Genomic DNA, 24792 nt, shown 5'->3' with positions numbered 1-24792 from the left:
AGCCCGGCCGGCGTCAGTGCGCCGAACACGATCGGAATGCTGCCGGTCCGCGCGAAGTAACCGCTGAGCGCGTTGGCCACCTGGGTCTGGTTGACGTTCAGGCCGCTGTTGATCGCCGGCGGTGTCGGCGGCGGAGGTCCCGGAGGATTGGGAGGCGTCGGCGTGTAGTCGAGCACCAGATTGAGATAGGCGTTGTTGGCATCGTAGCCGAGGCTCGACTTGAAGCCCGACGGCAGGTTGGTGTTGACCAGCGCGCCGAACGTGCCGACCACGCCGCCGCTCGCATTGACGATGGTGTATTGCCGGTCGACATAGCCGCCGTTGGCGAATGACGCATTCACCGTCGCGCCGCCGAGCGTGGCGGTGCCGCTGACGTTGACGCGATCGGCGCTGCTCGGCGACACCTCGACCATGTAGCTCGACGCGGCCGTGAAGGTCAGGTTGCCGCTGACATTCAGCGTGCCGATCGAATTGCCCGGCGCCAGCGCGCCGCCGTTGATCAGCGTGGTGCCGACCGTGCCGTTGCCGCCGAGCACCGCGCCGGCGTTCACGGTGGTCAGCGACGACGATGCGATCGAACCATTGACACTGAGGGTGCCGGCTTCAACCGTGGTGCTGCCGTTGAAGGTGCTGACGCCCGTCAGCGACAGATTGCCGGCACCGCGCTTGATCAGATTGCCGCTGCCGGAAATGACGCCGCCGAAGCTGGTCGCGTCGGAGCGATTGAAGACGAGCGTGGCGTTATTGCTGACGTTGCCGACGATCGAGCCCGAGGTGCCGCCGTCGCCGATCTGCAATGTGCCTCTCGAGACGGTCGTGCCCCCGGTGTAAGTATTGGTTCCGGTCAACGTGAAAACGCCACTGCCGGCGCTGCCGCCGAAGCTGATCAGATTGCCGGTGCCGGAAATAGCGCCCCCGAATGTGTAGGCGTCGGAACGCGCGAATTCCAGCGTCCCGTTGTTGAAGACGTCGCCGACGATCGAGCCGCTGGTGCCCCCATTGCCGATCTGCAGATAACCGCCGCTGATCGTCGTGCCGCCCGTATAGGTGTTGTCCCCGCCCAGCAGCATCGCATTGTTGCCGAGCTTGGTGACGCTGCCGGTGCCGGAGATCACGCCATTGAAGCCGATCGAGTCGAAGCGATTGAACTCCAGCACACCGTTGTTGACGACGTCGCCCACGATCGAGCCACTGGTCGCGCCGTTGCCGACCCGCAGTGTGCCGGCCGAAATCGTCGTGCCGCCGGTGTAGGTGTTGTTGCCGAGCAGCGCCAGAATGCCGCCGCCGAGCTTCACCAATTGGCCGGTGCCGGAGATGACGCCGCCGAGGCTGGTGCCGTTGCTGCGGTTGACCGTCAGCGTCGCATTGTTGGTGATGTCGCCGGTGATCGAGCCGCTGGTGCCGCCATTGCCGAGTTGCAGCGTTCCGCCCGAGATCGTGGTGCCGCCGGTGTAGAAACTGTCACCCGTCAGGGTCAGCGTTCCGGTCCCGGTCTTGCCCAGAGCGAATTGGGCGCCGTTGTCGATGAACGTGCCCGAGAATTCCGTCGAGGTATTCAGGCTGCCGATGGTCAGAGCCTGGACTGGAACGCCGCCCACCACCGTCGCCGCGACGGTCCCGCTGCCCGACAGCGATCCGATCGAGATCGACCCCAAGGTGGTCCGCAGCACCAGAGTCCCGCCGTTGCTGACGACGTCCGCCGTCCCACCCGACGATGTCTGGCTGAAGATCAGCGCCCCTCCCACATTCGTGATCTTGACGTTTGCTGCAGTGCTGCTCCCTCGAAAATCGATCAGGCTGCTCGGATCGATCAGAAACTGCTGGAGGCTGCCGGAATTGTTCACGATGCCGGCGCCGGTCAGATTGAGCTGACCGCCCGACACGAGTCCGATGGTGTAGCTCGGCGCTCCGGCTTCGAAGGTGAAATCGGTCGGGTTACGCGTGCTCGACAGCACCAGCGATGTCGATGCGCCGTTGTTGCGGAACACCGCGCTGTCTCCGGTGTCCGGCACGACGGCCGGACCGCTCCAGTTCGAGGCTGTGTTGTACGACTGATCAGTGCCGACCCAGACCTGCTGGGCGTGGGCTGGCCTGCCGGCTGCGAACAGCGCCGTCGTGGCCATCAGGACCGACACGAGGGCGCGCCGCCGCCCACGAACTCGCATCAACTCCGCAGCATCAAGCCGAGACCTCCGGTCGTCGGCAACTCGCCGGTCTTGCACGTCGCACCCCGCACCTCACGAGGCCATCGCTGGCTCGCTTCATGAATCAACCTAAAGAGTCACGATCGGGACGAACAGCGACAGTTGTGCAACCTGACGACAATGCCGAACGAGTGTGGATGTGAGGTCACAATAGTTCCCGTTTTCAGATCGCGAATTCTGTCACACGGGATCAGAGTCAAAGACCACCGGTTCCCTCTCGACGCCCGCCGGGCTAGTGCGGTCGCCGGCCGCGTGCTAGCGGTCGACCAAACAACAGCGGGGAGACGGAACGCGATGATCGAGGCGGTGATCTGGGATTTTGGCGGGGTGCTGACGACGTCGCCGTTCGAGGCGTTCGCGCGGTTCGAGACGGAGCGAGGATTGCCTGCGGACATCATCCGCCGAACCAACGCCGCCAATCATCTCGAGAACGCCTGGGCCAAGTTCGAGCGCGCCGAAGTCGATCTCGACACGTTCGACGCGCTGTTCGCCGCGGAATCGCAGGCGCTGGGCGCCGAGGTGCGCGGCAAGGACGTGATCGCGCTGCTGTTCGGCGACCTGAGGCCCGAAATGGTCGAGGCGCTGCGCCGGATCAAGCAGAGCTGCAAGACCGGCTGCATCACCAACAATCTGCCGGCGAATGCCACCGGTTCCGCGGCGGGCCGCACGCTCTACGTCGCCGAGGTGATGGCGCTGTTCGACCACGTCATCGAATCCGCCAAGATCGGACTGCGCAAGCCCGACCCGCGGATTTATCAGATGATGACGGCCGAGCTCGGCGTCGATCCGAAGCGATGCGTCTATCTCGACGATCTCGGCGTCAATCTGAAGCCGGCGCGTGAGATGGGGATGACGACCATCAAGGTGACCAGCGCCGCGCAGGCGATCGCCGACCTGGAAGCCGCCACCGGGCTGAAGCTGGGCTAGCGCGCCGTCTTCGCCGCGACCGACGCGCTGGCTTCGTACCAGCGCTTCGAGCGATTGACGATCGCCACCACCGTGAGCATCACCGGCACTTCGATCAGCACGCCCACCACGGTGGCGAGCGCGGCACCGGATTCGAAGCCGAACAGGCTGATCGCCGCGGCGACCGCCAATTCGAAGAAGTTGCTGGCGCCGATCAGCGCCGAGGGGCCGGCGACGCAGTGCTGCTCGCCGCTCAGGCGATTCAGCAGATAGGCCAGTCCGGCATTGAAATAGACCTGGATCAGGATCGGCACCGCGAGCAGCGCGATCACCAGCGGCTGCCGGATGATCTGCTCGCCCTGAAAGCCGAACAGCAGCACCAGCGTCGTCAGCAGCGCGACCAGCGACAGCGGCTGGAAGATGCCGAGCAGCCGCTGCAGCCCCGCCTCCCCGCCCGTCGCGAGCACACGGCGGCGTAGCAGCTGCGCGATGATCACCGGCACGACGATGTACAGCACCACCGAGAGCACCAGCGTATCCCACGGCACGGTGATGGCCGACAGCCCGAGCAGCAGGCCGACGATCGGCGCGAAGGCGAACACCATGATGGTGTCGTTGAGCGCTACCTGGCTCAGCGTGAAGTGCGGCTCGCCGCGGGTCAGGTTCGACCACACGAACACCATCGCGGTGCACGGCGCGGCGGCCAGAATGATGAGGCCGGCGATGTAGGAGTTGATCTGGTCCGCCGGCAGATACGACCTGAACAGATAGCCGACGAACAGCCACGCCAGCGCCGCCATCGAGAACGGCTTCACCGCCCAGTTGATGAACAGCGTCACGCCGATGCCGCGCCAATGCTCCCGCACGCGTCCGAGCGCCGCGAAGTCGATCCGCACCAGCATCGGAATGACCATCAGCCAGATCAGCACCGCGACCGGAATATTGACCTTGGCGACCTCCGCCGCACCGATCGCCTGGAACAGACCCGGCATCAGATGCCCGAGCCCGATGCCGACAACGATGCACAGCGCGACCCAAAGGGTGAGATAGCGTTCGAAGGTGGACATGAAATTACTCTCCCGAGCGACCTGTTGGCCGCTCCGCGCAGTCACACAAACAACCGTCATCCCCGCGAAAGCGGGGACCCAGTATTCCAGAGCACCAGCTTCTACCTAGAGCGCAGCAGCGGAATCATATCCGCGCTCTTGAATACTGGGTCGCCCGGTCAAGCCGGGCGATGACGTGGTACAAGGTCGCTTCGCCTTGCTTCGATGTCCGTCGTTGCGAGGAGCGCAGCGACGAAGCAATCCACCTCCGAGCACGAACTTGATTGCTTCGCTTCGCTCGCAATGACGGAGGCAGAGGGTCACACCGTCGCCACGCGGCGGCCGCTGGCGTCGATGACTTGCTCGCCGTCCTCCTTGAAGAACTCGCCGCGCTGCGGCGGCAGCAGGTCGAGCACCAACTCGGAGGGCCGGCACAGCCGCACGCCCTTCGGCGTCACCACCAGCGGCCGGTTGATCAGGATCGGATGCGCCATCACGGCGTCCATGAGCTCGTCATAGCTCAGCTCGGGATCGTCCAGCTTCAGCTCGTGATACGGCGTGCCTTTTTCGCGGATCAATTGCCGTAGTGTCAGCCCGGCGCGCACCATCAGCTGTTCGAGCATCGCCCGGCTCGGCGGGCATTTCAGATACTCGATCACGTGCGGCTCGACCCCGGCGTTGCGGATCAGGCCGAGCGTGTTGCGCGAGGTGCCGCAGGCCGGGTTGTGATAGATGACGACGTCCATCACGCGACCTCGGGCCGGCGGTGGCTGGCGCCTTCAGCCTGGCCGATCTCGCGCAGCCTGGCGCCGAGCGCGACGCCGTCGAGCATCTTGATCGGGAGCGCGGTGAAGGCGCCGATCCGGTTCTTCATGAAGCGAAACGCCTGCACGAAGGCGCGCTCCTTGTCGAGATCGCAGCCCTCGACCGCTGCCGGATCGTCGATGCCCCAATGCGCCGTCATCGGCTGCCCCGGCCACACCGGGCAGGCCTCGCCAGCGGCGTTGTCGCAGACGGTGAACACGAAATCCATCACCGGCGCGTCCGGCGTAGCGAATTCCTGCCAGCTCTTCGAGCGTAGTCCGTCGATCGGATAGTTGCTGTCCGCCAGCACCTCGAGGGCAACTGGATTGACGACGCCCTTGGGCTGGCTGCCGGCGGAGAAAGCATTGAACCGCCCGGCGCCGTCCTTGCGCAGAATGCTCTCGGCGAGGATCGATCGGGCGGTGTTGCCGGTGCAGAGAAACAACACGTTGAAGATGCGGTCAGACATCGGCGGACTCCTTGGGACCACAACACGGCTGCAGATCGGCGATCAGCGGCGCGCACAATTCCGGGCTGCCGCCGCAGCAATCCTTGATCAGGAACAGCGCGATCTGCTGAAACCGCGCGAGGTCGGCGCGATACACGATCGAGCGGCTGTGCCGCCGCGACCGGATCAGCCCGGCGCGGGCCAGGATCGCCAGATGCGACGACATCGTGTTCTGCGGCACCGCCAGCGCGTCGGCGATCGCCCCGGCCGGCATGCCCTCCGGCTCGTGCGCGGCCAGCAGCCGGAACGCCTCCATCCGGGTCGATTGCGCCAGCGCGCCGAGCGCCAGGATTGCTTGCTCCGATTCCATATATCCAGACTTATCGATATAACCACCAAAGTCAAGCGGGCCGAGCGGCCACTATTTCGATAATCCTAGAAATATCGTTTGACGAACGACGGATTCGGCCGCATCCTCGCCGCATGAAGATCGACGACGTCGCCACTAAGTTCGAAGCGCTGGGCAATCCGACCCGGCTAAAGATCTACCGGGCGCTGGTGCGCGCCGGCGAGGCCGGTACTCCGGTCGGCCGGCTGCAGGAGCGGTTGAAGATCGCGCCGTCGACGCTGTCGCATCATCTCAAGACGCTGGTCACGGCCGGGCTGATCCGCCAGGTCCGGGACGCCACGACACTCAACTGCCACGCCAATTACGACGTCATGCGCGGCCTGATGGACTTCATGGTCGCGGAATGCTGCGCCGACGCCGCCGAACCCAAGGATACCAAATCCGCCGCCTGAGTTTCTCAGACCCACTTATTCGATATTTCTAGCTTGATCGAAATAATGACCGTTTCGTCGCTCAGCAAACCGACCTTGAAGGAGAGCCCCGATGTCCACCACCGAGATCACCGAAATCGTCCGCGAGAAATACGCCGCCGCCGCCACCCGCGCCGGGTCGTGCTGCGGCGCCCCTGCCCTCGACCATGTCAGTCCGATCACCAGCAATCTCTACGACGCGGCTCAGGCCGAGGGGCTGCCCGCCGCGGCGATGCTGGCGTCGCTCGGCTGCGGCAATCCGACGGCGCTGGCGGAGTTGAAGCCGGGCGAGACCGTGCTCGATCTCGGCTCCGGCGGCGGCATCGACGTGCTGCTGTCGGCGCGCCGCGTCGGCCCGACCGGCAAGGCTTACGGCCTCGACATGACCGACGAGATGCTGGCGCTGGCGCGCGACAACCAGCGCAAGGCCGGCGCCGAGAACGTCGAATTCCTGAAGGGACAGATCGAAGCGATCCCGCTGCCGGACGCTTCCGTCGACGTGATCATCTCGAACTGCGTGATCAACCTGTCGGGCGACAAGGACCGCGTGCTGAGTGAAGCGTTACGGGTGCTGAAGCCGGGCGGCCGCTTCGCGGTGTCCGACGTGGTGACGCGCGGCGAAATTCCCGAAGAACTGCGCAGCGACGTGCTGCTCTGGGTCGGCTGCCTCGCCGGCGCGCTCGACGAGACCGACTACGTCGGCAAACTTTCGGCCGTCGGCTTCGACTCCATCTCGATCGAGCCGACCCGGGTCTACAAGGTCGACGACGCCCGCGATTTCCTCGAAGGCCGCGGCCTCGACGTCGACGCCATCGCGCCGCAGATCGACGGCAAATTCTTCAGCGGCTTCGTGCGGGCGACCAAGCCGAGCGCGACAGCGACTGCGGGCCGTTGCTGCGGGTGAAGTCCGGTCTCTCTCGCGCCGTCATTGCGAGGAGCGGAGCGACGACGCAATCCAGCGCGGTGCACTGGGCTGGATTGCTTCGCTTCGCTCGCAATGACGACGGAGAGTCTGTGGGCGTGCTTCGCCGAAAGTTAAGCGGCGCCCTTACGGTACACCGTCTTAGCCCGTAGGGCGGATAAGCGCGTAGCGCGCCATCCGCCGTCCGGACGCGCGATGGCGGATGGCGCCCTCGGCTTATCCACCCTACTCTGCCGTTACAAACTATCCCCGAAATCCTCGCGGAATTTCGCGACGAGGTGGTTCTGCCAGTCGGACACCGGCTTCAGCAGCCCGTAGAAGAACCGCAGCACCTGCGGCTCCTCGACGAAAGTGAGCCCGCCGATCAGCTTGCGGTTGGCATACAGCCAGGCGATCCGGTCGACCGCGTATTTGACCTGCGACAGCGTGAACACGCGGCGCGGCATCGCCAGCCGCACCAGCTCCATATTGGCGAAGATCTCGCTGCCGTCCGGCTCCCGCTGCTCCGACAGCGTGCCGCGCTCCATGCCGCGGATACCGGAGGCGATGTACAGCGCGCTCGCCAGCGCGCCGGCAGGGTATTGCGACTGCGGAATATGATCGACGAAACGCTTGGCGTCGATGTGGCAGCCGAGGCCGCCGGCCGGGGTGATCACCGGCACGCCGCGCTCCTGCAGCTGCTCGACCATGAAGCCGATGAACATCGGACCCTGGTTGATCATTTCCTCGTCCATGGTCTCGTCGAGGCCGACGGTGAGCGCTTCCATCTCGCGCACCGACATGCCGCCATAGGTGAGGAAGCCCTCGTACAGCGGCACCAGCGGCCGCATCTTCTCGTACAGCGCGCGGTCGCGGATGCAGATGCCGCCGCCGCGGGCGCAGCCGAGCTTGCGGGCGGAGAAATAGATGATGTCGCACAGGTCCGCGGTGCGGCGGGTGATCTCGCGGATCGACAAGCTCTTGCAGTGATCCTCGCGGGTCTTGTTGAAGTACAGGTTGTCAGCGAGCAGGCTGGCGTCGAGCACCAGCGGAATGCCGTGCTCCTTGCAGACGTTGCTGACGTCGGCGAGGTTGGCAAGCGACACCGGCTGGCCGCCGATCAGGTTGGTGCCGCTCTCCATCCGGACGAAGGCGATGTTGTCCGCGCCGTGTTGGGCGATCGCCGCGCGCAGCTTGGCGATATCCATATTGCCCTTGAACGGATTGGCACTGACCACTTCCAGCCCGGCGTCGGTCACCAGTTCTTCGACCGTGCCGCCCTGCAGCGTGATGTGCGCCTTGGTGGTGGTGAAGTGATAATTCATCGGCACCACCTTGCCGGGCGACACGAACACTTTGGCGAGGATGTGCTCGCAGGCGCGGCCCTGATGCGTCGGCAGGAAGTAGTTCATGCCGAAGATCTCGCGCAGCTTGGTCTCCAGCCGGGTGTAGGTGGCGCTGCCGGCGTAGCTGTCGTCGGCGACCAGCATCGCCGCCTGCTGGCGGTCGCTCATGGCGTTGACGCCCGAGTCCGTCAGCATGTCGAGGAAGACGTCGTCGTTCTTCAGCAGGAACGTGTTGTTGCCGGCCTCGGTGATCTTCTCGAGGCGGCGTTCGACCGGCGGCAGGCTGAGCTTCTGCACGATCCGCACCTTGTGCATCTCGAGCGGCACCGTCTCGTTGCCGTAGAACTTCACCATCGCCATGTCGCCAACTCCCCAGCAAACCCGCACCTCGCGGCGGCTCGGGCTTACCGGCCAGCCGGCCGATCGAAATTGCGCCCGATCAAACGGGCCCGGAGCCGCCGCGTACGCCGGTGCCCGGCAACCGCAAGCGAAACAAATCCCTACCGCGACGAAACCAAATTGGGCGATCGACGAAAACGTCCTGAAACCGGTTGCGCGCTACTGATAGCGCCAACAAGCAGCCGAAACGGCGCTGGCGATCAAACAGGCGTTCAGAACAGGGAGTCACCGATGCCCCATTTCAAGCTTGCCGGCCCTGCTGCCGCCGTGGCGGCCGCCGCGATCATGGCCCTCGCTGCCGGTCCGGCGAATGCCACCCAACCGCTGCCCTTCCCGTTCCTGCCCTTCCTGCCGCAGCCGGCGGCGATGCAGCCGATGGCGTATGCGCCGGTCGAACCGGGCATGCCGGCAGTGCAAGCCGCACCGCAGGACGATGACGGCTCGCCCGCCGCCGAACTGCCCGCCCGGCTGAAGCGCCAGATCGTCAGCTACGCCACCCGCGAGGCGCCCGGGACCATCATCATCGATACGCCCAACACCTACCTGTACTACGTGCTCGGCAACGGCCGCGCGCTGCGCTACGGCATCGGCGTCGGCCGCGACGGCTTCACCTGGTCGGGCACCCAGTCGATCACCAAGAAGGCGGAGTGGCCGGACTGGACGCCGCCGCCGGAGATGATCGCGCGCCAGCCCTACCTGCCCCGGCACATGGCCGGCGGTCCCGGCAATCCGCTCGGTGCCCGCGCGATGTATCTCGGCGGCACGATCTATCGCATCCACGGCACCAACGCGCCGTCGACGATCGGCACGCACGTCTCGTCCGGCTGCATCCGCCTGACCAATGACGATGTGGCCGACCTGTATTCCCGCGTCAGCGTCGGCGCCAAGGTGATCGTGCTGCCCGACTCGCGTCGCGCCGACAACGGCAGCGGCCGCCGCAGTTAGCTACCGGACCACCCAGCGTGAGAGCGGCGCGGGCGAACCGCGCCGCTTTTTTCGTGTCGGGAGATTGCGGCAGTGTCCCTTGTGACACGGCGGCGGCCAGGTGACGGCGACATTGCCGCGTTTTCATGAACCGGCGCACCTCCCAAAGCCCCTCCGGCTGGCGCCTGCGGGCGCAGCCCTGTATGGTCCGGCCGTTTTGGACTGGGGATTAGATGCGTTTCAAGACCATCCTGATTGGCCTCGCGATCGTTGCGATCTCGTTCGGTGTCACGCTGAAAGCGTTCGACTGGCTGTCGCCGCGCGCGGTCAGTCCGCCGACGCTGCAGGCCCTGCCGCCGCTGCCGCCGATCCGTCAGTCCTCGGTGGTGGTACCGGTGTCGGTGCCGCTGACCGCGATCCGCGATCTCGTCGATCAGGCCGCCCCGCGCACATTCGGCGGCAAGGCCGACAATCCGGCGCCGCAGCTGGTGCAGAATGCCGACATCTCCTGGAACGTCACGCGCGGCGCGGTCGCCGCGAAGGGAGCCGCCGAGCAGGTCACCGTGACCGCCCCGCTGAGCGGCACGCTGTCGGCCAAGGGGTCGCTCTCGGCCAGCACGCAAAGCAAGGTCGGCGATACGCTCGGCAAGCTGTTCGGCGACAAGATCGCCAAGCAGGTCGGCGTCAATATCAAGTCGCTCAGCGCCAGCGGCGACATCAAGGGCATGATCGCCATCACTGCCCGGCCGAAGGTGCTGCCGGACTGGCACGTCGACCCCAATCTCAGCGCGCAGGTGCTGCTGTCCGACTCCAATGTCGCGGTCGCTGGCGCGCGCATCAACGTGCCGGCGCAGGTCAAGCCGGTCATCGACAAGGCCGTCAACGAACAGGTCGCACGGCTGCAGCAGACCATCCGCAGCGACGGCGCGCTGGAGCGCAGCGCGCGGCGCGAATGGGCGCGAATCTGCCGCTCGATTCCGCTGCAGGGCGCCGGCGTGCCGAACGGCTTCTGGCTCGAGCTGAGGCCGACCCGCGCGCTCGCGGCACAGCCGCAGATCGACGCGGCCACCGTGGCGCTGACGCTCGGCATCGTTGCCGACAGCCGGATCACTACCGCGCCGACCAAGCCGGAGTGCCCCTTCCCGGCAGCGCTGGAGATGATCGCGCCCAACAGCACCGGCGTGAAGGTCGCGGTGCCGATCGATATTCCGTTTCAGGAGCTCAGCCGGGTGATCGAGCCGCAATTCGTCGGCCGCACCTTTCCGGAAAACGGCGGCGCCGCGGCCGTCACCGTCAAGCGCGTCAACGTCGCGGCGAGCGGCGATCGCCTGCTGGTGTCGATGCTGGTCGATGCAACGGAGAGCAAGGGCCTCTTCAGCCTGTTCGGCGGCGAAGCCACGCTGCACATCTGGGGCCGCCCGGTGCTCAACCAGGAAGACCAGACGCTGCGGCTGAGCGACGTGCAGCTCGCGGTGGAGTCGGAGGCCGCGTTCGGCCTACTCGGCGAAGCGGCGCGGGCCGCGGTGCCGTATCTGCAGAAAGCCATCACCGAACGCGCGGTGTTCGACCTCAAGCCGGAATCGTCGAATGTGCAGCGACGGATCGGCGCCGTGATCGCCAGCTATCAGCGCAACGAAGACGGCCTGCGGATTTCGTCCGAGATTTCCAGCCTGCGGCTGACCGACGTGGCCTTCGACTCGTCAATGCTGCGGGTCACCGCGGAAGCCAACGGCATCCTCGAAGTGACGATTACCAAGCTGAAAGCCCCGTAAAGCTGATACCAACACGACGCACGAAAGCCGGGTGACCGAAGTCACCCGGCTCGTTCGACCCAACTACGTCTGGACGGTGGGCCGTCGAGACGCTTCGGATCGCAGACTTCAGCTTACGAACGGCCGTACTTGAATTCCGGCATCGCCTTCAGCTCGTCCTTGGTTGCGTTGAACACCGCGTGATCCGGATACATCCGCTCTGCCGTGCTGTTCGCGTTGGTGGTCGTCGTCGTGGTGGTGGTCGCCGTCGAGCCCGTCGTGGTGGTCGCGGTCGAGCCGGACGCCGGGGCGTTCGCCGCGGTGTTCGACTGGACCGGGGTGTCGACGAACTTGATCTTGTCGAACGCCACGGCCACGTCACGCTGGCCGACGCCCAGGAAGCCGCCCACGCCGATCACAACCGCATGGACCTTACCGGACTTGTCGAGCAGCACTTCGGAGATGTCGCCGAGCTTCTCGTTCGCCTGGTTATAGACGTTGAGGCCGACCATCTTCGAAGCGCGCCACTCACCGGCGTTCGACATCGAGCTCGCGGCGGGCGCCGCGGTGGTCTTCGACATCGAGCTGTCGGTGGCGGCCGGCGACTGCGCGAAGGCAGCGGTGGCGATCAGGGTCGAACCGAGCAGGCCAGCGAGAACGGCGTTGGTTTTCTTCATTGTGTAGTGCCCTCCGTATTGGTGAATGGTCTCCAACAAACGGACGACACTGCGCGCAGTTCCGGCGGCGGATCAGTTTTATTCGGTCAACTACGCACCAAATCGTCACACCATCTACGCACTGATCTCCACTCGACAATGCAAGTGCGCGGCGTCGATCATTCGACTTGGCGGTCGCGCGCGCCCAACGAAAAATCCCCGCTGCGTTGCCGCAGCGGGGATCTGGTTCCGACGGCGTCACTCGTCAGGTCTTGTAATCAACAAGCAGTGCAGAGAACGAGGTGGCGTTGCTGGTCGTTCCTGCGGAACCGTAAGAATTCGCCGACGACGCCTGGGTCTGCTGCAGCAATTCGAGGAACTGCTTCACCAGATCGTCCACGCTGCCGCTTCCATCCGACGACGATGACGACGAACTGGAAGAGCTGGCGCCGGCGTCCGCCGCTCCGGCACCGTCCGGCGGCGGACCGCCGGGACCGCCCGGTCCCTGTCCGAAAGTCTGCGCGAACACGGTCTTCAGCTTGGCGGCCTGATCCGTGGTGAGCGTGCCGTTCGACACCTCTTTGCCGATCAGGTCGTCGATCTTCGACTTCAGGTCGCCGGGCGCCTGCGTGCCGTTGGCGTCGGAGGCATTTCCGCCCTGCAGGGCCGTGTCGATATCGTTCAGCGCCGTCGACAAGGACGAGGCGTCGGACGAACTGATCTGACCGGCGGATAGTTCGGCGGCGAGCTCCTTCTGCAGTTGCTGGAGCGGTGAAAGATAGCTGCTGGTTGAAGCTGAGGAGATAGCGGTCATGTGAAGCCTCGAGCGCTTTGATCCCGAGGCACGTTATGGTTAATGAGATTAACGAGATGTTCCCGGCATCCGCGACTTCGTTTCCACTGATGAACAAGCCCCGATGTGGAAATATCCCGAAACAAAAAACCTTCCCCGCCCGCTGCGAAATTGTCGGACAACGGCGCCATGACTCAAGCAACGCCCCATGTCCTCGTCGTCGAGGACGACCGCGAAACGCGCGCGCTGATCGCCAAGTATCTGCGCGCCAATGACTGCCACGTCGTCACCGCCCAGGACGGCCGCGAGATGGACGGCCGCCTCGCCGACCAGCGCGTCGATCTCGTCGTGCTCGACGTGATGCTGCCCGGAGAGGATGGGCTCAGCCTGTGCCGCCGGCTGCGAACCAACTCGCATCTGCCGATCATCATGCTCACGGCGCGCGGCGACGACGTCGATCGCATCCTTGGCCTCGAGATGGGCGCCGACGACTATCTCGCCAAGCCGTTCAATCCGCGCGAGCTGTTGGCGCGGATCCGCTCGGTGTTGCGGCGGCAGTCGTTCGCCAGCGCCGCAAGCGCCATCAACGGCGCCAGCGCGATGAGCTTCCTCGGCTGGCGCATCGATTTCCGGCTTCGCGAACTCCGCAATCCCGACGGCGCCCTGGTGGCGATGACCAGCGCCGAGTTCGACCTGCTGCAAGCGTTCTGCGAGCGGCCCGGCCGGGTGCTGTCGCGGGAGGCGCTGCTCGACCTGACCCACGGCCGCAATGCCGGATCGTTCGAGCGCTCGATCGACGTGCTGGTCAGCCGCATCCGCCGCAAGATCGAGCCGGATCCGCAGAACATCACGATCATCAAGACGGTGCGCTCGGGCGGCTATACGTTCACGCCGACGATCGAGCCGGTCTGAGCAGCCGAGGCCGGATCGTGATCAACAGGCTGCTCGCCGGCGTGCGCATCAATGGGCTGCGCGGCCAGATCGCGCTGCTGGTGCTGCTGTCGCTGATCGGCACGCAGACGCTGATCGCCGCGACCTTCCTGCTGCGCGGGCCGAGTCAGTTCGGCCCCAACGAACATCAGCGCCGGCAATTCGAACTCTCCGTTCTGCTGATCGCCACCACGCCGGCGGAACAGCGGCCGCTGCTGGTGAAGCAGATCGACGCCGCTTTCCCGCATCTCGAACTCAGTCTGCGTGATGCCGCCGCCGCCCCGCTGCGGTCGCCCCACACCCCGCACGCCTTGAACGAAGTGGCGCGCGAACTGGGGCCGCTGGCGCGGGTGTATGCGGTCGAAGAGCCGCGCGGCCGGCTCAGAGCCGCGATCGGCCTGCCCGACGGCGCCACCATCGTGGCGGCGATCCCGGAGCGGCACAGTCGGCCACCGTTCTGGGGCGGCCCGTGGATGACGGCGCTGGTCGGCGTCGTCGTCAGCCTGGCGATCTTCGCCCTGTGGGCGGATCGCGCGCTGTCGACGCCGCTGTCGGCCTTTGCCAAGTCGGCCGAGAACTTCAAGCTCGACGGCGGCGATGAGCCGCTGCCGGAGAGCGGCCCGGACGAGATCCGCGCGCTGGCCCGCGCGCTCAACCGATCGCGCAGCAGGATCACGGCGCTGATCGACGACCGCACCCGCACGCTGGCGGCGATCGGCCACGATCTGCGCACGCCCATCACCCGGCTGCGGCTGCGCAGCGAATTCATCGAGGATACGGCGCAGCGCGAGCACATGCTGCGTGATCTCGACCAGATGCGGTCGATGCTCGACGCCGTGCTGTCGTTCCTGCGCGATGGTCACAACCGGGAAGCCAAGACGCGGATCGATCTGGCCAGCGCTCTGCAGTCGATCGCCGATCAGTTCGTCGATCTCGGCCACTGCGTTTCCTATCAGGGCCCTGACCATGCCGAAGCGCTGGCGCGGCCGGACGATCTGCATCGTGCGGTCACCAATCTGATCGACAACGCGGTGCGCTACGGCAAGCAGACCATCGTGCGGCTCGACGCCTCACCGCAACAGCTGACCATCGAGGTCGAGGACGACGGGCCGGGCATTCCCGACACCCGCAAGGCGCGTGTGATCGAGCCGTTCGTGCGCGGCGACGCCGCCCGCAACATGAACGAGGCGTCCGGCTTCGGACTGGGCCTGTCGATCGCCAGCGCGATCGCGCAGAGCCATGGCGGTGAGTTGTCGTTGCACGACCGCGCGCCGCATGGGCTGATCGTGCGGATCACGCTGCCGGGCGCGACGGCCGACGAGCCGGCGTAAGCGCTCAGCGCGCCGGATCGATCTTCGGTTCGGCGCTGTGCGCAGCGCCGGGCTTGCGCAGGTGGATCGTGGCGACGTCGTCGCTGTACACCTTCTGCCAACCGTCGACGTGATCGAGCAGCCTGGTCGCAGGATCGTCGGTCGGCAGCAGCGTGGCGTCGATCTTGAAGTCCTCGAGCAGGCGGAACAGGGTCTGCGGAGGCCGCAGCCGAATTGCGGCATTCTGCTCGACGACGAAACGCTCGCCATAGAGTTCGGTGCGACCGTCGATGAACGGCGGCACGCCGCTAGCGATCAGATAGCCGCCGAAATCGTAGTCGTTGAACACACGCTTGACGCCGAGCGTCTTCAGCGTCGCCACCGCCACGGCCGGCGTGTGCCTGCGCGGCGGCGCGAAGGAATGCAGCGTCGTGAACGCCAGCGTGCCGGCGATCGCGAGACCTAGCATTGCTGCGCTGACGCCGAACCCCGGCCGCGCCGGGGCGCCGTCCTGCGGCTCGGCACCGCCGATCTGCCGCGCCAGCGGCGCCGCGATGATCAGCGGCGCGAGCAGCCCCAGCACTTCGAGATTGCGATTGGCGCTGAGCGCCATGTGAAGCAGGCCGAGCAGCATCACGATGCGCAGCGGCGGCAGCGTCACGCCGCGCCACAGCGCGAGGCCGAGGCCGACCAGCAGCACGAGCTCGAGCGGACCGAAGCGCGAGAAATCCGTCGGCCCCCACTCGCCGATCGTCGCCAGCGCCGCGCCGAGCGACAGGATGCGCTGCGACGCCAGGATCGCGTCCCAGCCGTAGGGATTGGCGCAACTCGCGATCAGCGCCAGCACGCCGAACCCCGCCCAGCGCAGCAGCAGCGATCGGCGCGCCGTCGCGGGCGCGGCCAGCACCGCATCGAGCGCGATCGGCGCGATCAGCACGAGGCCGAGCACGAAGCCGCCGTGCAGATTGGCCCACAGGGCGATCAGCGGCAACAGAGCCAGCGGCGGCGCCGCCCGGCGATCCGCCGCCGCGATCAGCCCGCCGACCCAGGCGACCATCACCGGCATCGCCAGCACGTGCGGCCGCGCGAACATATGCGGCACCATCAGCATCACCGCGGCGAACACGAACACCAGCGTGGTACTTCCGCGCAGCCGGCGACCGAGCGCACGCGCCAGCAGGGCCAGCGCCAACGCCAATGACGCCGCTCCCATCACCACCGGGCCGGCCCACCCCGCCGCTGCGTAGCTCGCGGCGAGCAGCACCTGTGACAGCCACTGCGTCGAGATCCAGGGCTGCCCCGCCATGGTGAACGAATAGACGTCGACATGCGGCACGGCGCGATGATCGATGATCCATTGCCCGATCGCGATCTGCCACAGCGTGTCGGGATCGGCGAGCAGCCGGTCGCCGATGATCAACAGCAGAATGTAGGCGACGACGCCGACCCACAGCGGCAGCAGGCTGCGTCCGCTGGCGAGGCCGCTCGTATCGGCTGTGAGGATCGTCATCGGCGGCGTCCGGTCGCGGATCGGGTTCCAGGATCAAACACGCGGCCGGATAATTTGAAGTAAAAGCGCGCACTGACGGGCCACGGCGCGGAGCCGCAGGGCGGAACGGCCGCATCGAAAGGCACGTTGACACCGCAGGTGATCGGCCTACATTGGATTCGTTCCGAGGGGGGCTCCGACGAGGAGCTGAGATACTGCAAGCTCGCCGCTTCGATCTTTTGTCGGATTGAAAGCTGAGCGGGACCGCAGTGACCCTTTGAACCTGATCCGGGTCATGCCGGCGAAGGGACAGGGATGCACCAGAGACTTGAAGGCCGTGGCGGGGCCGAATCCGCCGCTTTTCCATCTGTTTATGCATCTGCAGCCGCGACGGCGCCTGCCGACGTGATGCCTGCGCCCGTTGCGGCTGAGGTGTCCGCGGCTTCGCTGCGCAGCGAGAAGCCGGATCTGCGCAAGGATGCGCCGGTGTCCGTGGTCGGAGCCGGCATCGCCGGCGCCTGGCAGGCGCTGCTGCTGGCGCGCGCCGGCCGCAAGGTCACGCTGTACGAGCGCGGCGATCAGGCGATGACACAGGCCACCAGCCATTGGGCCGGCGGCATGCTGGCGCCGTATTGCGAGGCCGAGGGCGCCGAGCCCATGGTCGGCGAGATCGGCCTGCGCTCGCTGGAGATGTGGCGTAAGGAGTTCCCCGAGACCACGTTCAACGGCTCGCTGGTGGTGGCGCATCCGCGCGATCGCGCCGATTTCGAGCGCTTCGCCAAGATGACCACCGGCCACAGGCGGCTCGACGCCGACGGCGTCGCCGAGCTGGAGCCGGCGCTGGCCGGCCGGTTCCGCGAAGGCTTGTACTTCCCTGACGAGGGCCATGTCGAACCGCGGCTAGTGCTGGCTCAGCTGCACAAGCGGCTGATCGAAGCCGGCGGCGAAATCCGCTTCGAATCGGAGATCACTCCGGAGGACCTCGACGGTCTGGTGATCGACTGCCGCGGCATGGCGGCCCGCGACAAGGCGCCGGAACTACGCGGCGTCAAGGGCGAGATGGTGGTGATCAAGACCGCCGAGGTGACGCTGTCGCGCCCGGTGCGGTTGATGCATCCGCGCTGGCCGCTCTACGTCATCCCGCGCGAGAACAACCATTTCATGCTCGGCGCCACCACCGTCGAGAGCGAGGACGAGCTGGTGATGGTGCGCTCGGCGCTGGAGCTGCTCAGCGCCGCCTATGCGGTGCATCCGGCGTTCGGCGAGGCGCATATCGTCGAGATGGGCGCCGGCCTGCGCCCCGCCTTCCCCGACAACCTGCCGCGCATCGCCATCGGCAACCGCCGCGTCGCCACCAACGGGCTGTATCGCCACGGCTTCCTGATGGCGCCGTCGCTCGCCGAGAAGGTGGTGGCCTATGTCGAGCGCGGCGAGATCGACAATCAGGTGATGCGATGCTTGTGACGGTGAACGGCGAACAGCGCGAGATTTCGGCGACCAGCGTCTCGGCGCTGATGCAGGAACTCGACTGCACCGCCGGCCACTACGCGGTCGCGATCAACTACGACGTCGTGCCGCGCGGCAAATGGGACGAGACCGCAGTGAGCGCGGGCGACGAAATCGAAATCCTCACGCCGAGGCAGGGCGGATGATGATGGCCTCGCTCCACGTAGCAGCGTCATCGCCCGGCTTGACCGGGCGACCCAGTATTCCAGAGCGCGAGCATTCAGCCATCAGCTCTCTGCAATACTGGATCCCCGCATGCGCGGGGATGACGACCGAGATGGGGGCTATGTCAGTGAGTGGAGTGATCGCCTCGTCTCCCCTCCCCCTTGCGGGGAGGGGTCGGGGGTGGGGTCCCCAGGCACTGAGCTCGCGTCGCCCTCACCCCAGCCCTCTCCCGCAAGCGGGAGAGGGAGCCGTCCGTGCTCGGAGCAGATGACATGGTGAAATTCTACGACCGCGAAATCTCCTCCCGCCTGCTGATCGGCAGCGCGCTGTATCCGTCGCCCGCCATCATGCAGGACGCGATCCGCGAGTCCGGGGCGGAGATCGTCACCGTGTCGCTGCGCCGCGAGGCCGCGGGCGGAAAGGCGGGCGATCAGTTCTGGTCGCTGATCCGCGAGCTCGGCGTCACCGTCCTGCCGAACACTGCGGGCTGCCGCAGCGTGCGCGAGGCGGTGACCACCGCCAAGCTGGCACGCGAACTATTCGCCACGCCATGGATCAAGCTCGAAGTGATCGCCGACAACGACACGCTGCAGCCCGACGTTGTCGGCCTGGTCGAAGCCGCGACGCTGCTGATCAAGGACGGCTTCGAGGTGTTCCCCTATTGCACCGAGGATCTCAGCGTCGCCAACCGCCTGGTCGATGCCGGCTGCCGCGTCATCATGCCGTGGGCGGCGCCGATCGGCAGCGCGCGCGGCATCACCAATCGCGACGCGCTGAAACTGCTGCGCGACCGCCTGCCCGATATCACCCTCGTGGTCGACGCGGGGCTCGGCGCGCCGAGCCACGCCGCCGAAGCGCTGGAGCTCGGCTACGACGCCGTGCTGCTCAACACCGCAATCGCCAAGGCCGAAGATCCGGTGGCGATGGCGCGCGCCTTCAAGCTCGCGGTCGAAGCCGGCCGTACCGGATACGAAGCGGGGCTCATGGGCGCCCGCGATTTCGCCTCGCCCTCAACCCCTGTGATCGGGACTCCCTTCTGGCATGCCGTATCCTGACCGCTTTTATCCTGTCGTCGACAGCCTCGCCTGGGTGAAGCGCCTCACCGCGCTCGGCGTCGGCACCGTGCAGCTCCGCGCCAAGGAGCTGAACGACGCCGAGGCGCTGCAGCTCGTCACCGACGCGCTCGAACTGGTGAAGGGCACCTCGACCCGGTTGATCATCAACGATTACTGGCGCGCCGCGATCGTCGCCGGCGCCCAGCATCTGCATCTCGGCCAGGAAGACCTCGCCGAGGCCGACCTGCATGAGATCCGCAGCGCCGGCCTGACGCTCGGCCTCTCGACGCATGACGACGCCGAGCTGGAAACCGCCCTCGCCGCCGAGCCCACTTACATCGCGCTCGGCCCGATCTTCCCGACCACGCTGAAATCGATGCGCTTCGCGCCGCAGGGCATCCCGAAGATCACCGAATGGAAGAAGCGCGTCGGCGACATCCCGCTGGTCGCGATCGGCGGCATCAAGCTGGAGCAGGCCGCGGAGATCTTCGCCGCCGGCGCCGACTCGATCGCCGTGGTCAGCGACGTGACGCAGAACGAAGACCCGGACGCCCGCGTGCGCGCCTGGCTCGATGCGACGAAAGAGACGGCGTGATGAGGACCGCGAACGCCGCGACGCGCGGCGCCCTCACCCCAGCCCTCTCCCGCCTGCGGGAGAGGGAGCAGGCCGTGCGCGCTGCGCGGCCGCGACGCGAGCGCTAATTCCCCCTCTCCCGCTTGCGGGAGAGGGTCGGGGTGAGGGCGACACGCTCCGTGCCCTCACCTTCTCACGAATGCCCCGCGAGACACGACGCGGCCCGATAACAACCGATAACAGGAGGATAGCATGAATATCCGCTCCAACCCCGAGACCACCCGTGCGGCCGTCACCACCGGCGCCCTGCCCTCCTCGCGGAAGATTCACGCGATCCCCGCCGCGGCGCCGGACCTGCGCGTGCCGTTGCGCGAGATCATCTTGAGCGAAGCCGCATCCGAGCCGAACCTGCCGGTGTACGACACCTCCGGCCCCTACACCGACGCGAGCGTCGTGATCGACGTCAACAAGGGCCTGCCGCGCCCGCGCACCCAGTGGGTGCTGGAGCGCGGCGGCGTCGAGCAGTATCAGGGCCGCGACGTCAAGCCGGAAGACAACGGCAATGTCGGCGCCGCGCATGCCGCCAAGGCGTTCACCGCGCATCACCAGCCGCTGCGCGGCGTCGGCAATGCGCCGATCACCCAGCTCGAATTCGCCCGCGCCGGCATCATCACCAAGGAGATGATCTACGTCGCCGAGCGCGAGAACCTCGGCCGCAAGCAGCAGCTCGAGCGCGCCGAAGCCGCACTCGCCGATGGCGAGAGCTTCGGCGCCGCCGTACCGGCGTTCATCACCCCGGAATTCGTTCGCGACGAGATCGCCCGCGGCCGCGCCATCATCCCGTCGAACATCAACCACGGCGAACTCGAGCCGATGATCATCGGACGCAACTTCCTCACCAAGATCAACGCCAATATCGGCAACAGCGCCGTGACGTCGTCGGTCGAGGAGGAAGTCGACAAGATGGTGTGGGCGATCCGCTGGGGCGCCGACACCGTGATGGACCTCTCGACCGGCCGCAACATCCACACCACGCGTGAGTGGATCCTGCGCAACTCGCCGGTGCCGATCGGCACCGTGCCGATCTATCAGGCGCTGGAGAAGTGCGACGGCGATCCGGTCAAGCTCACCTGGGAGCTGTACAAGGACACGCTGATCGAGCAGGCCGAACAGGGCGTCGATTACTTCACCATCCACGCCGGCGTGCGGCTGCAATACATCCACCTCACCGCCAGCCGCGTCACCGGCATCGTGTCGCGCGGCGGCTCGATCATGGCGAAGTGGTGCCTGGCGCATCACCAGGAGAGCTTCCTCTACACGCATTTCGACGAGATCTGCGACCTGATGCGCAAGTACGACGTGTCGTTCTCGCTCGGTGACGGCCTGCGGCCGGGCTCGATCGCCGACGCCAACGACCGCGCCCAGTTCGCCGAACTGGAGACGCTCGGCGAATTGACGAAAATTGCCTGGGCCAAGGGCTGCCAGGTGATGATCGAAGGCCCCGGCCACGTGCCGATGCACAAGATCAAGATCAACATGGACAAGCAGCTCAAAGAGTGCGGCGAAGCGCCGTTCTACACCTTGGGCCCGCTGACCACGGATATCGCGCCGGGCTATGACCACATCACGTCAGGCATCGGCGCCGCGATGATCGGCTGGTTCGGCTGCGCGATGCTGTGCTACGTCACGCCGAAGGAACATCTCGGCCTGCCCGACCGCAACGACGTCAAGACCGGCGTGATCACCTACAAGATCGCCGCCCACGCCTCCGACCTCGCCAAGGGCCACCCCGCCGCGCAACTGCGCGACGACGCGCTATCCCGTGCGAGGTTCGAATTCCGCTGGCAGGACCAGTTCAACCTCGGCCTCGACCCCGATACGGCCCAGGCCTTCCACGACGAAACCCTGCCGAAGGACGCCCACAAGGTCGCGCATTTCTGCTCGATGTGCGGCCCGAAATTCTGCTCGATGAAGATCACCCAGGATGTGCGGGACTACGCAGCGGGGCTCGGCGACAACGAGAAAGCCGCCCTCAACCTCGCCAGCGGCAACTCCCTCGGCAACGTCGGCATGACGATGTCTGGCGTGATCGAAGACGGCATGGCCCAGATGAGCGAAAAGTTCAAATCGATGGGCGAGAAGCTGTATCTCGACGCGGAGAAGGTGAAGGAGAGTAACAAGGCGCTGTCGTAAGGGCGGCGGCCCCTCCCGAAGCACAACGTCATGCCCCGCTCGACCCGGGCATTCATCTGAAACGAAGCGGCCGGGCGAAAGCCCGGCCACTTTGTCGAGCTGGACGTAGGCCGGACTTGACGCGTCGAGGGATTCGATTTGTTAGCCCATCCGACAACGCTGTCAGAGCACAAATCTATTGGTCAGGACCGACTCATCAATGAGTGGAAAGCTGTAATCTTCGGGACGCTCGAGCAACTTTCTGCAAGGTGGAACCCACATCAACTGAGGCAAGCCGACAGCCGCTCTTTCCCACACCAGCCAAGCATATCCCGTTGCTGTAGACGCCTTCTTGTCCAATCTCCCCCTCACCATCGGCACCCGCTCGGAAAATTGCGCAAATTTCGTAGGTGGGGAAGATTCAAATATTGCGTTATACCGTCCGACGCTCTCAAGGAACACACTTCGAGCCAAAATCGCGACCCCAACCCTTGCTACGCTGAGCGCCCTCAACACAAACTCTTCTGCAAAGCGGAACGGTGGATTTGTAATTACCCAGTCGACCGAATTCGGCTCGCTAGCATCGACGACAAAATCGAAGATCTCACCGTAGCCATAGTTGTGAGCATCGGAAGATCTGACTTGACGAAAGTACTCCTTAAGAACTTTTGACATGTGCCCAGCACCACAAGCTGGTTCCCAGCAGGTCATTGCATTCAACGATCGCTTATCTTGAAGCACATATTCAATGAGACCGCGCGTCGCCCAAGGTGGCGTAGGAAAGTCATCGGGACTGTCCTTCGCCTCCACTCTCTGAGACATCACAGCATGAGAAGTATTCTGCATAGGCTCCAACAGAGAAGAACATGATTCAGATCGGACCCTATGATTTCATAGCGATTCGTTGATACAGGAAATGTTGGGAGGCGCTAAGATCGCTTCCCGCTCAAGACCTCGCTCACACGACCGTGATTCACGTTGAAGACAACCGCGATGTCCTGCTGAGACGTTCCGGGATTTGCTTCAGCGAACTCTCGAATCTCGTCTGCAAGTTCTGGTGTCATAGGTGTGCTCGTGGCAGGAGATCGCGGCACCGCTGGTGACCGCCTACGAAGCTCATCGGCTAGCTCCAGAAGCTCAGCTGCTTCGGTCGGACGAACGCTCTCTATTTGTCCGGAAATCTCGCGCAGACGATTCGCAACATCGGGTATCTTCATTATTCTTCTCCAATTCAAATTGCCGATCGCCGGCCAATTCACTAAAAACGAGCATCACCGTGAAACACAACCTTCTGATTCCAACAAGCGTAGCGGAGCCTGCGGGACGGATTAGCGCAGCATAATCTGCCATTGCGCCGATACGAGCGCTGTCGCCGCTCGGCGGGTTACGCCTTCAGCTAACCGACCCGACGGCGCCCCCTTACGTCCGCGCCTTCCCGAACATCTGTTCGAACAGATCCTTGGCGCGCTGCAGGCCTTCGTCCGTGAACACGACCGACTTGACCTCGCCGCGCGGGATCTCGATCAGACCCTTGTCCCGCAACCGCCCCAGCCCGTAGGACGGATTAGCAAAGCGTAATCCGCCGCCACATCAACGCAAGCCCTGCGATCGCTCGGCGGGTTACGCCTTCGGCTAACCCGCCCTACTCGCTACGCGCTGTTTTTGTCACTGAGGTGCTATTCACCGCGCACGCCGAACAAGCATTGTGAAGGCCAAAACGACCACGATGACCACGGATGCCACAATGGCCAACTGTCCGTCGGCGTTGATTGAGATTCCCCACACATTGACCAAAAGCTTGTCGGGCATAGACGTAGCTCTCCATTGAAGAAAAATCAGGAGAGCGAATCTCTTGGGGGGACAAAGAATCATTCACCGGTTTCTGACTCGTTGGCAAGGGCCTTACACACCGGTCACACTACATTTCGGAACGAGCAGGATAACTCGAAATTGCACAACCTTTTTCGATGGTTAAGTAGTTCACAGGCTAATTCGAGCTCGAGTTACCCCTGCAATTCACAGCCTCCCGAACCTATCTGGCTTCATGTTTCAAAGGCTTCGGGACCTTCCAGCCCGTAGAGCGGATGAGCGTGGCGTAATCCGCCGCTACATTAACGTGAGCCCCGGGACTGCTCGGCGGGTTGCGCCTTCGGCTAACCCGCCCTACGGCCGAGCGACGCTAGGCTTCACCGAACTCACCTTCGGCACCGGCATCTCCCGCCCAGTCGACAGGAAACACCCCGAGCCGGACGTCGCGGTGAAACGACGAATATGGCCAATCCTGCACCCGGCCGACGAGGCCGTGCTTCACCGGATTGATCATGCAGTAGTCGACGTGCCGCGCGTAGTCGGCCTCGTCGCGAATCAGGTGCTCCCAGAGCCGTCGCTGCCAGATGCCGCGTTCGCAGCGTCTGGCGCGGACCGCGCTCAGCCGCTGCTGCCTCGGCAGCGACTTGGCGAACAACATCTTGATCAGCCGCCAACGAGTGGAAAATCAGCGTCGCCGGACGGCAGCGTCCAGACGGCGTGAAGTGGTCTGGAAGCACGACGACAGCGTCCATCCCAAACGAAAGCCGTCACCCCGTGTTTCTCCG

At 65.3% G+C, this 24792-nt stretch carries 23 protein-coding genes, 1 pseudogene and 1 riboswitch; of the genes and pseudogenes, 12 read left to right on the top strand and 12 right to left on the bottom strand.

Features of this window, described 5'->3' with window-relative positions:
* The coding region (locus ACFFJ6_RS06820) for a beta strand repeat-containing protein (RefSeq protein WP_446694699.1) at positions 1–2135 on the bottom strand (2135 nt) is incomplete at its 3' end.
* A gap of 363 nt (positions 2136–2498) precedes the next feature.
* Between ACFFJ6_RS06820 and ACFFJ6_RS06815 the strand changes: the two genes are divergently transcribed.
* The gene (locus tag ACFFJ6_RS06815; protein ID WP_378385668.1) at positions 2499–3131 is read left to right on the top strand and encodes an HAD-IA family hydrolase; all 633 of its coding nucleotides are present in this window, start codon (positions 2499–2501) and stop codon (positions 3129–3131) included.
* Here ACFFJ6_RS06815 and arsB read toward each other — a convergent pair.
* The 4 genes from arsB to ACFFJ6_RS06795 form a co-directional block, all read right to left on the bottom strand.
* Positions 3128–4177, bottom strand: coding sequence for an ACR3 family arsenite efflux transporter (gene arsB, locus ACFFJ6_RS06810; protein WP_378385666.1), 1050 nt, complete (start codon positions 4175–4177; stop codon positions 3128–3130). The genes ACFFJ6_RS06815 and arsB overlap by 4 nt on opposite strands.
* A gap of 299 nt (positions 4178–4476) precedes the next feature.
* Complete coding sequence (arsC, locus tag ACFFJ6_RS06805; protein WP_378385664.1) at positions 4477–4902, bottom strand: arsenate reductase (glutaredoxin); 426 nt, start codon at positions 4900–4902, stop codon at positions 4477–4479.
* Positions 4902–5429, bottom strand: coding sequence for an arsenate reductase ArsC (locus tag ACFFJ6_RS06800; RefSeq protein ID WP_378385662.1), 528 nt, complete (start codon positions 5427–5429; stop codon positions 4902–4904). Before ACFFJ6_RS06800 ends, arsC begins: the two co-directional genes overlap by 1 nt.
* Positions 5422–5778, bottom strand: coding sequence for an ArsR/SmtB family transcription factor (locus tag ACFFJ6_RS06795; RefSeq protein WP_378385660.1), 357 nt, complete (start codon positions 5776–5778; stop codon positions 5422–5424). Before ACFFJ6_RS06795 ends, ACFFJ6_RS06800 begins: the two co-directional genes overlap by 8 nt.
* Positions 5779–5891: 113 nt before the next feature.
* On the opposite strand from ACFFJ6_RS06795, the gene ACFFJ6_RS06790 reads away from it, so the two are divergent.
* Complete coding sequence (locus tag ACFFJ6_RS06790; protein WP_378385658.1) at positions 5892–6209, top strand: ArsR/SmtB family transcription factor; 318 nt, start codon at positions 5892–5894, stop codon at positions 6207–6209.
* A gap of 91 nt (positions 6210–6300) precedes the next feature.
* Positions 6301–7131: an arsenite methyltransferase gene (locus ACFFJ6_RS06785; protein ID WP_378385656.1), complete on the top strand. Its 831-nt coding sequence runs from the start codon at positions 6301–6303 to the stop codon at positions 7129–7131.
* Between the two features lie 254 nt (positions 7132–7385).
* On the opposite strand, the gene ACFFJ6_RS06780 is transcribed toward ACFFJ6_RS06785, so the two are convergent.
* Complete coding sequence (locus tag ACFFJ6_RS06780) at positions 7386–8834, bottom strand: tryptophanase (protein WP_378385654.1); 1449 nt, start codon at positions 8832–8834, stop codon at positions 7386–7388.
* Between the two features lie 270 nt (positions 8835–9104).
* Between ACFFJ6_RS06780 and ACFFJ6_RS06775 the strand changes: the two genes are divergently transcribed.
* Together ACFFJ6_RS06775 and ACFFJ6_RS06770 are read left to right on the top strand one after the other, a co-directional pair.
* The gene (locus ACFFJ6_RS06775) at positions 9105–9818 is read left to right on the top strand and encodes a L,D-transpeptidase (protein ID WP_378385652.1); all 714 of its coding nucleotides are present in this window, start codon (positions 9105–9107) and stop codon (positions 9816–9818) included.
* Positions 9819–10030: 212 nt separating this feature from the next.
* The gene (locus ACFFJ6_RS06770; protein ID WP_378385650.1) at positions 10031–11569 is read left to right on the top strand and encodes a DUF4403 family protein; all 1539 of its coding nucleotides are present in this window, start codon (positions 10031–10033) and stop codon (positions 11567–11569) included.
* Positions 11570–11682: 113 nt separating this feature from the next.
* Here ACFFJ6_RS06770 and ACFFJ6_RS06765 read toward each other — a convergent pair whose 3' ends face one another.
* Positions 11683–12225 carry a PRC-barrel domain-containing protein gene (locus tag ACFFJ6_RS06765; RefSeq protein ID WP_378385648.1) on the bottom strand — a complete coding sequence of 181 codons (543 nt, stop codon included), beginning with the start codon at positions 12223–12225 and terminating at the stop codon, positions 11683–11685.
* 244 nt (positions 12226–12469) lie between these two features.
* Complete coding sequence (locus ACFFJ6_RS06760) at positions 12470–13018, bottom strand: hypothetical protein (protein ID WP_378385646.1); 549 nt, start codon at positions 13016–13018, stop codon at positions 12470–12472.
* Positions 13019–13186: 168 nt separating this feature from the next.
* Here ACFFJ6_RS06760 and ACFFJ6_RS06755 point away from each other — a divergent pair, with 168 nt between their 5' ends.
* The gene (locus ACFFJ6_RS06755; RefSeq protein ID WP_378385644.1) at positions 13187–13909 is read left to right on the top strand and encodes a response regulator; all 723 of its coding nucleotides are present in this window, start codon (positions 13187–13189) and stop codon (positions 13907–13909) included.
* A 17-nt stretch (positions 13910–13926) separates the two neighbouring features.
* Positions 13927–15258 carry an ATP-binding protein gene (locus ACFFJ6_RS06750; protein WP_378385642.1) on the top strand — a complete coding sequence of 444 codons (1332 nt, stop codon included), beginning with the start codon at positions 13927–13929 and terminating at the stop codon, positions 15256–15258.
* A gap of 4 nt (positions 15259–15262) precedes the next feature.
* Here ACFFJ6_RS06750 and ACFFJ6_RS06745 read toward each other — a convergent pair whose 3' ends face one another.
* Positions 15263–16747: a hypothetical protein gene (locus ACFFJ6_RS06745; RefSeq protein ID WP_378385640.1), complete on the bottom strand. Its 1485-nt coding sequence runs from the start codon at positions 16745–16747 to the stop codon at positions 15263–15265.
* A 156-nt stretch (positions 16748–16903) separates the two neighbouring features.
* Positions 16904–17053, top strand: a riboswitch (TPP riboswitch).
* Here ACFFJ6_RS06745 and ACFFJ6_RS06740 point away from each other — a divergent pair.
* From ACFFJ6_RS06740 to thiC, 5 genes are all read left to right on the top strand, one after another.
* Positions 17042–18190 (top strand): FAD-dependent oxidoreductase, encoded by a 1149-nt coding sequence (locus ACFFJ6_RS06740; RefSeq protein WP_378385638.1) that lies wholly within the window; start codon positions 17042–17044, stop codon positions 18188–18190. It overlaps the preceding riboswitch by 12 nt.
* Positions 18181–18378 (top strand): sulfur carrier protein ThiS, encoded by a 198-nt coding sequence (gene thiS / locus ACFFJ6_RS06735; RefSeq protein WP_378385636.1) that lies wholly within the window; start codon positions 18181–18183, stop codon positions 18376–18378. Before ACFFJ6_RS06740 ends, thiS begins: the two co-directional genes overlap by 10 nt.
* 291 nt (positions 18379–18669) lie before the next feature.
* Positions 18670–19452, top strand: coding sequence for a thiazole synthase (locus ACFFJ6_RS06730; RefSeq protein ID WP_378385769.1), 783 nt, complete (start codon positions 18670–18672; stop codon positions 19450–19452).
* Positions 19439–20047, top strand: coding sequence for a thiamine phosphate synthase (locus ACFFJ6_RS06725; RefSeq protein ID WP_378385634.1), 609 nt, complete (start codon positions 19439–19441; stop codon positions 20045–20047). The genes ACFFJ6_RS06730 and ACFFJ6_RS06725 overlap by 14 nt, the downstream gene beginning before the upstream one ends.
* A gap of 231 nt (positions 20048–20278) precedes the next feature.
* The gene (gene thiC, locus ACFFJ6_RS06720) at positions 20279–22219 is read left to right on the top strand and encodes a phosphomethylpyrimidine synthase ThiC (RefSeq protein WP_378385632.1); all 1941 of its coding nucleotides are present in this window, start codon (positions 20279–20281) and stop codon (positions 22217–22219) included.
* Positions 22220–22381: 162 nt separating this feature from the next.
* Here thiC and ACFFJ6_RS06715 read toward each other — a convergent pair whose 3' ends face one another.
* The 3 genes and pseudogenes from ACFFJ6_RS06715 to ACFFJ6_RS06705 form a co-directional block, all read right to left on the bottom strand.
* Complete coding sequence (locus ACFFJ6_RS06715; RefSeq protein ID WP_378385630.1) at positions 22382–23044, bottom strand: SAM-dependent methyltransferase; 663 nt, start codon at positions 23042–23044, stop codon at positions 22382–22384.
* Between the two features lie 573 nt (positions 23045–23617).
* Positions 23618–23740 carry a DUF6429 family protein gene (locus tag ACFFJ6_RS06710; protein ID WP_378385628.1) on the bottom strand — a complete coding sequence of 41 codons (123 nt, stop codon included), beginning with the start codon at positions 23738–23740 and terminating at the stop codon, positions 23618–23620.
* Between the two features lie 637 nt (positions 23741–24377).
* A pseudogene (locus tag ACFFJ6_RS06705) lies at positions 24378–24774 on the bottom strand (REP-associated tyrosine transposase); the annotation flags it as partial.
* Positions 24775–24792: the final 18 nt, after the last annotated feature.

It is taken from the genome of Rhodopseudomonas telluris (genome assembly GCF_042432815.1).
In the GTDB taxonomy this organism is placed as follows: Bacteria; Pseudomonadota; Alphaproteobacteria; order Rhizobiales; family Xanthobacteraceae; genus Rhodopseudomonas; species Rhodopseudomonas telluris.
The sequence above is the reverse complement of the archived record's forward strand: the minus strand, read 5'-3'. Positions and strand labels throughout refer to the sequence as shown.